Raw genomic sequence first — 6,181 nt, forward strand, 5'->3', positions numbered from 1 at the left:
GGGGGAGGTGGCGACCACCGATGCCGACGACGCGGCCGGCCGGGCGGCGTCCCTCGGGAACGCGGTCCGGCCGGGGGTTCGGGACCGGTGAGGGGTGGGCCCGCGCCGAGTGGGAGTGCCCGCCGAGGAGCGGGAGGCGCGGTAGGGCCACCCCGTCGACCGGCGCGGACCCGCTGACGAGCGCGGTCATCGGGAGATCGCCCCCGGCGGTGGCGCCTCGCGCGGCTCACCCGCCCCGGAGGGCGGGTGGCGCGCGATCCCCCTGCGTCGCGGGCCCGGCTCCCCGACCGGAACCCCCGACACTTCACAAGAGGGCCACCCGCGGCGCCGGATACACCGGTCGGGAAAAAATCTTCGGTCAGGGATGGGACTCGACCGGGTGCGCGGGGACGAACGAGAGGTGCCCGGACAGCGCGCGGAGGAAGTCGGGCGCGTCGAACATCTTCCCGGCCGAGGCGACGCCGGTCGCCCTGGTCCGACCGGTGAGGATGCGGTCGACCGCCTCCACGGCGAGCGGCGCGCTGACGGCGTAGATGTCCCGGCCGCTCGCGACGGCGCGTCGCCGCTCGTCGCCGGAGCGCACGACCACGTCCACGAGGAAGGTCTGCGACGACCGGCCCCGCTCGTCGGTCGCGGTCGGCGCCGAGGGGTCCGGGGACGACAGGTCCTCGGCCGCGTTGACCGTCATGTACGTGCGCACCTCGGGGACGTCCAGGTGGCTCGGGACGGTGACGACGTCGGCCATGGTGAACTCGCCGATGACGCTCCGGGTGCCGAGCGGGGCCGGGAAGTGCCAGTCCAGGACCGGTGGCGCGTCGTCGCGGTGCTCCAGCCGGCCGTTGGCGTAGCGGATCCGCCTGCCGTCGCGCCGCCGCCGGGAGACCCGGCCCGCGGCGAGCGTCCCGGCGGTGGGGTGCCAGCTGCTCAGCCCGTACGCGACGTGCACCTCGTCGGCCGAGGCCCAGTCGCCCATCGCCGCGGTGGCCAGCAGGTCGCCGAGGCCGCCGTAGAACGCCATCGCGGGGACCACCGCGGTGTCCGCGCGGTCGGCGAAGTGGGCGAACGTGTCGAGGTTGGCCTCGATCTCGGCCGCCACGTCCACGTACGGGACCCGCGCGCGCAGCGCCGCCTCGATCACGGGCGCGGCGGTCGTGGCGAACGGGCCGGCGCAGTTGACCACGGCCGCGGCGCCGTCCAGCGCGCGGTCGAGCGAGCCCGGGTCGTCGACGGACGCCGGGCGGACCTCCGAGCCCGGGTGGGACGCCGCCATCGCGCGCAGCTCCGCCGCGTTGCGGCCGGAGAGCACGGGCGTGAAACCGCGTTCGCGCAACTCCTCCACCACGAACCGCCCCGTGTGCCCGTAGGCCCCGAACACCGCCACCGCGTGCCCCATCGGTCCTCCACCTCGTGCTCGCCGTTCCACTGTGGACATCCTGCTGGCGGGGCCGGCCCCGCACGAGTGTCCGGAACGCCATGATCCGTACACTTTCGGACATGAGCACCGTGGCGGTGGCCGTGGCCGACGGGATGCGGCACTTCGAGCTGGCCGTGGCGCAGGAGGTCTTCGGCGCCGAGGCGGCCGCACCCCGGTACGACGTGGTGGTCTGCGGCTCGGGCGCGCTGCGGGTCGGCAGGTTCCTGCTGGAGCCGGACCACGGGCTCGACCGGGTGGCGGGAGCCGGCACGGTGGTGGTGCCCGCGTTGGCCGACGTGGACGACGAGCCGCCCGCCGACCTGGTCGACGCGGTGCGCGCGGCCCACGACGCGGGCGCGCGGGTGGTCTCCCTCTGCACGGGCGCTTTCGTGCTGGCCGCCGCCGGCCTGCTGGACGGGCGGCGCGCCACCACGCACTGGGCGCACACCGGGGCGCTGGCCGCCCGCCACCCCCTGGTGGAGGTGGACCCGGACGTGCTCTACGTGGACGAGGGCGACGTGCTCACCTCCGCCGGCAAGGCCGCCGCGCTGGACCTGTGCCTGCACCTGGTCCGCCGCGACCACGGCCCGGCGCTCGCCAACGCGATCGCCCGCAACCTGGTCGTGCCGCCGCACCGGGCGGGCGGCCAGGCGCAGTTCGTCACCACGCCGGTGCCCGCCCGGGACGACCACCCGCTCGCCGAGCTGTTCCCCTGGGTGGCGGGCCGGCTGGACCGCCCGCTGACCGTGGAGGACCTGGCGCGCCGGGCGAACATGAGCACGCGCAACCTGGGCCGCCACTTCAGGTCGGCGACCGGCACCACCCCGCTGCGGTGGCTGCTGACCCAGCGGATCCGCCGCGCGCAGGAACTGCTGGAGACCACCGACCGCGGCCTGGACGCCATCGCCGAGGCGGTCGGCATGGGCAGCGCCGCGACGCTGCGCAGGCACTTCAACCGCACCGTCGGCGTGCCGCCGGACACCTACCGCCGCACCTTCCGCTGACGCCGGCCGGCCGCCCCGGCACCGTCACCGGTCGAGCTGGTCCACCAGCGCCCGCAGCGCCGAGCGGACGTGCTCCTCGGCGAACCGGGTGACCTCGTCCGCGTCACCGGCCCGGAGCAGCCGGACGAGGTACCGGTGCTCGTCCACCACCACCGCCCGGTATCCCTGGTGCCCCAGGCGGATCCGGGTGAGCTGGAACAGGTGCACCTGCGAGCGCACGGCCCGCCACGCCTCCAGCAGCCGCCGGTTGCCCGCCGCCAGGTACACCGCGTCGTGGAACTCCAGGTCCAGGGCGAGCAGCTCCTCGTTGGGCGCGCCCGCCGCCAGCCGCCCGGCCATGGCGTCGACGAGCCGGTCCAGGGCGTCGAGGTCCACGCGGCCGATCGCGCTCCGGCTCGCCAGCCCCTCCAGCGCGGCCCGCACCGAGTACACCTCCTCGGCGTCCCGGACCGTCAGGTCGATCACCCTGGTCCCGCGGTGCCAGGCGCTGCGCACCAGCCCCTCGCGCTCCAGCACGGCCAGCCCCTCCCGGACCGAACCGCGGCTGACGTCGAGCGACGCGGCCAGCTCGACCTCGCGCACCGGGGCGCCCGGCGGGAACACGCCCGCGAGGATCGCCTCCCGGATCCGGTCGGCGGCCTCGTCCGCGAGACCCCGCCGGTCGGCCTTGCGCAGCTCCACGATGTCGAATGTTGACATCCGGACAGGAGCTGGTCAATGGTGGTGGCCATGAGACCCGCCTTCCACCTCGCCATCCCCGTCGACGACCTGGCCAGGGCCCGCGAGTTCTACGGCGGCGTGCTGGCCCTGGAGGAGGGCCGCTCGGCCGACGCGTGGGTGGACTGGAACTGCTACGGCCACCAGGTCGTCACCCACGTCGTGCCCGGCGCGCGCGGCGACTCCGGCCGCAACCCGGTCGACGGCCACGACGTGCCGGTGCCGCACTTCGGCCTGATCCTGCCGATCCCCGAGTTCCACGCCCTGGCCGACCGGCTGCGCGCGGCCGGCGTGGAGTTCGTGATCGAGCCCTACCTGAGGTTCGCGGGCGAGCCGGGGGAGCAGTGGACGATGTTCCTGCGCGACCCGGCGGGCAACGCGCTGGAGTTCAAGGCGTTCAAGGACGAGTCGCAGGTGTTCGCCAAGTGAGCCGCGGCGTCCTGGTGACCGGTGGCAGCCGGGGCATCGGCGCGGCCATCGCCGACGCGTTCCGCGAGCGGGGCGACGAGGTCGTCGCGCTGTCCTCCGCCGACGTCGACCTGGCGGACCCGGACTCGATCTCCCGGGCCGTCGCGTCCGCCGTCGACCGGCTCGGCGCGATCGACGTCCTGGTGAACAACGCCGGGCTGGTGGAGCTGGGGTCGCTGACCGACCGGTCGTACGAGGAGTGGCGCTCGCTGTGGCGCCGCACCTTCGCCGTGAACGTCTTCGGCGCGGCCGACATGTCCTACTGCGTGGCCCGGCACATGATCGACCGGGGGGTGCGCGGCCGGATCGTGAACGTCGGTTCGCGCGGGGCGTTCCGCGGCGAGCCCGACATGCCCGCCTACGGCGCGAGCAAGGCGGCGCTGCACTCGATGGGGCAGTCGCTGGCCGTCGCCCTCGCACCGCACGGCATCGCGGTCACGTCGGTCGCGCCCGGTTTCGTCGGGACCGACCGGGTGGCCTCGATGGTCACGGACGAGGTCCGCCGGCAGAGCCCGTTCGAGCGGGTGGCGAAGCCGGAGGAGGTGGCGGCGGCGGTCGTCTACCTCGCGTCGGCCGAGGCCGAGTGGGCCTCGGGGGCGGTGCTCGACCTGAACGGGGCTTCCTACCTGAGGACCTGAGACCTGAGGCCCGAGGACCCGATGCCCCCGGGACGCGGAGGACCGGGGCGTCACGCGCCGAGGTGCCCCCGCACCACCTCGGCGTCCTCCTCTCGCCCCAGCCGCCGGTACAGCTCCCACGCCTCCGACCACGCCCGCCGGGCCTCCCCGTCCCTCCCGGCGGCCGCGTACGACGTGCCGAGGTCGCGGAGGACGTCGGCCGACATGTACGTGTTCCCCAGCGCCCGGTACAGCAGGAGCGCGTGCTCGTGGTGCCCGGCGGCGCGCTCGTGGCGCCCGGCGCGGTGCTCGATGTGCCCCAGGCTGGCCGACGTGGCCGCCTCGCCGTCCGGGTTGCGGTGCCGCCGGTACAGGTCCAGCGCGGCCAGGCAGTGCGCGCGGCCGTCGTCGTGGTCGCCCAACAGCGCCGCGTGCCTGCCGAACTGGTTGAGCGCGTCGGCCTCCCACACCGGCTGGTCGAGGGCCCGGAACAGCTCCAGCGCCCGCGTGGCGTGCTCCACCGCCAACCGGTGCCCGCCCTGCTGCCCGTAGGCCCAGGCCAGCATCCGGTGGCCCTGGGCCAGCTCGGAGTTGTCGCGGTGCTCCTCGGCCAGCTCCAGCGCCCGGTGCAGGCGCCCGACCGCCTCCTCGTGCCGCCCCAGGTGCGCGAGGGCCCGGCCCAGGAACCGCGAGGCGCGCACCCGCGGCGCGTGCTCCGGCAGGTTTTCCGCGGCGCCCACCGCGACCTGCCACGTGGTCACCCGGTCCCGCAGGTGGCCGCGCCGCCCGTGGAACGAGTCCAGCGCCCACGCCAGCAACCACGCGACCCGGTGCCGCCCGGTCGCGACCGCGACCTGCTGGGCCGCCAGCAGGTTGGGGTGCTCGGCGTCGAGCCACGCCATCGCCGCCGCCGCGTCGGCCGGCGGCTCGGGCCGGGCGCCGGGCGCGGGCGGGTCGAGCAGCACGGGCAACCGGTGCGGCGCCAGGAGCCGGTCGGCCGCGCACGCGACGTGCGCGTACGAGTCCAGCAGCCGCCTCGTCGCCGCCTCCCGCACCTCGTCGGCCAGGTCCGAGCCCGCCACCGCGACCGCCCAGCTCCGGACCAGGTCGTGCATCGCGTACCGGCCGCGCGCGTCCTGGTCGAGCAGGGACGCCTCCTCCAGGGCGCGCAGCGCCCGCTTCGCCCGCACCGGGGGCAGCCCGGTCAGGTCGGCCGCCGCCGGCAGCGCCAGGTCGGGGCCCGGCGCGGCGCCCACCAGCCCGAAGACCTCCCGCTGCTCGGCCGACAGGGCGCGGTAGGACCAGGACAGGACCTTGGGCAGGCTGGCCGCGGGGTCGTCGTCGTCCAGCACGTCCAGGCCGAACTCCCGCAGTTCGGCGGCCGGTCGGGACAGCGGCGCGCCGGGGTGCGTGTGGGCGTGCCCGGCGATCAGCCCCAGCGCGAGCGCGAACCCCCGGCAGAACCCCACCAGCTCCGCCACCGCTTCCGGTTCGGCGGCGACCCGGTCCGCGCCGAGCCAGTCGGTCAGCAGCTCGTGCGCCTCGCCCGCGGACAGCGGGCCCACCCTCAGGTGGTGCGCGCCGTGCCTGCTGACCAGGGTGTTGGGCGTGCGGCGACTGGTCACCACGACCACGCACGACTGCCCGCCCGGCAGCAGCGGCGCGGCCTGCTCGGCGGTCGCGGCGTTGTCCAGCACGATCAGCATCCGCCGGTCCGCGACCAGGCTGCGGTACAGCGCGGCCTGGGCGTGCAGGTCGGTCGGTATCCGGCCGGGTTCCACGCCGAGCGCGTCGAGGAACCCGCGCACCGCGACGCCCATCTCCATCGGCTCGCTGTCCGGGCTGAAGCCGCGCAGGTCGACGAACAGCTGGCCGTCCGGGAACCGGTCCAGGTGCCGGTAGGCCCAGTGCACCACGAGCCAGGTCTTGCCGATGCCCCCGGCCCCGCTCAGGGCGAGGAC

6 protein-coding genes are annotated in these 6,181 nt (G+C 75.9%); 3 read left to right on the forward strand and 3 right to left on the reverse strand.

From position 1 onward, the window contains the following. Positions 1-358: 358 nt before the first annotated feature. A complete protein-coding gene (locus ACFV4N_RS38130) occupies positions 359-1,393 on the reverse strand; it encodes a saccharopine dehydrogenase family protein (protein WP_499677545.1) in 1,035 nt (344 codons plus the stop codon). A 101-nt stretch (positions 1,394-1,494) separates the two neighbouring features. On the opposite strand from ACFV4N_RS38130, the gene ACFV4N_RS38135 reads away from it, so the two are divergent. After that, a complete protein-coding gene (locus ACFV4N_RS38135) occupies positions 1,495-2,418 on the forward strand; it encodes a helix-turn-helix domain-containing protein (RefSeq protein WP_499677546.1) in 924 nt (307 codons plus the stop codon). Positions 2,419-2,442: 24 nt separating this feature from the next. Here ACFV4N_RS38135 and ACFV4N_RS38140 read toward each other — a convergent pair whose 3' ends face one another. Then, the gene (locus ACFV4N_RS38140; RefSeq protein ID WP_499677547.1) at positions 2,443-3,117 is read right to left on the reverse strand and encodes a GntR family transcriptional regulator; all 675 of its coding nucleotides are present in this window, start codon (positions 3,115-3,117) and stop codon (positions 2,443-2,445) included. 30 nt (positions 3,118-3,147) lie between these two features. Here ACFV4N_RS38140 and ACFV4N_RS38145 point away from each other — a divergent pair, with 30 nt between their 5' ends. Both ACFV4N_RS38145 and ACFV4N_RS38150 read left to right on the forward strand, forming a co-directional pair. Next, positions 3,148-3,564, forward strand: coding sequence for a VOC family protein (locus tag ACFV4N_RS38145; RefSeq protein ID WP_499677548.1), 417 nt, complete (start codon positions 3,148-3,150; stop codon positions 3,562-3,564). Continuing rightward, on the forward strand, positions 3,561-4,241 hold the full coding sequence (locus tag ACFV4N_RS38150) for an SDR family NAD(P)-dependent oxidoreductase (protein ID WP_499677549.1): 681 nt from the start codon (positions 3,561-3,563) through the stop codon (positions 4,239-4,241). The genes ACFV4N_RS38145 and ACFV4N_RS38150 overlap by 4 nt, the downstream gene beginning before the upstream one ends. A gap of 50 nt (positions 4,242-4,291) precedes the next feature. Here the strand turns inward: ACFV4N_RS38150 and ACFV4N_RS38155 are convergent. Next, positions 4,292-6,181, reverse strand: a 1,890-nt coding sequence (locus tag ACFV4N_RS38155) for an ATP-binding protein (RefSeq protein WP_499677550.1), incomplete at its 5' end; no start/stop codon positions are given.

It is taken from the genome of Actinosynnema sp. NPDC059797, from assembly GCF_042732085.1.
Lineage (GTDB): Bacteria > Actinomycetota > Actinomycetes > Mycobacteriales > Pseudonocardiaceae > Actinosynnema.

Excerpts from the sequence above, each read along its gene's own strand:
- ACFV4N_RS38130 (WP_499677545.1), bottom strand. The coding sequence starts at position 1,393 with ATGGGGCACGCGGTGGCGGTGTTCGGGGCCTACGGGCACACGGGGCGG.
- ACFV4N_RS38135 (WP_499677546.1), top strand. The coding sequence starts at position 1,495 with ATGAGCACCGTGGCGGTGGCCGTGGCCGACGGGATGCGGCACTTCGAG.
- ACFV4N_RS38140 (WP_499677547.1), bottom strand. The coding sequence starts at position 3,117 with ATGTCAACATTCGACATCGTGGAGCTGCGCAAGGCCGACCGGCGGGGT.
- ACFV4N_RS38145 (WP_499677548.1), top strand. The coding sequence starts at position 3,148 with ATGAGACCCGCCTTCCACCTCGCCATCCCCGTCGACGACCTGGCCAGG.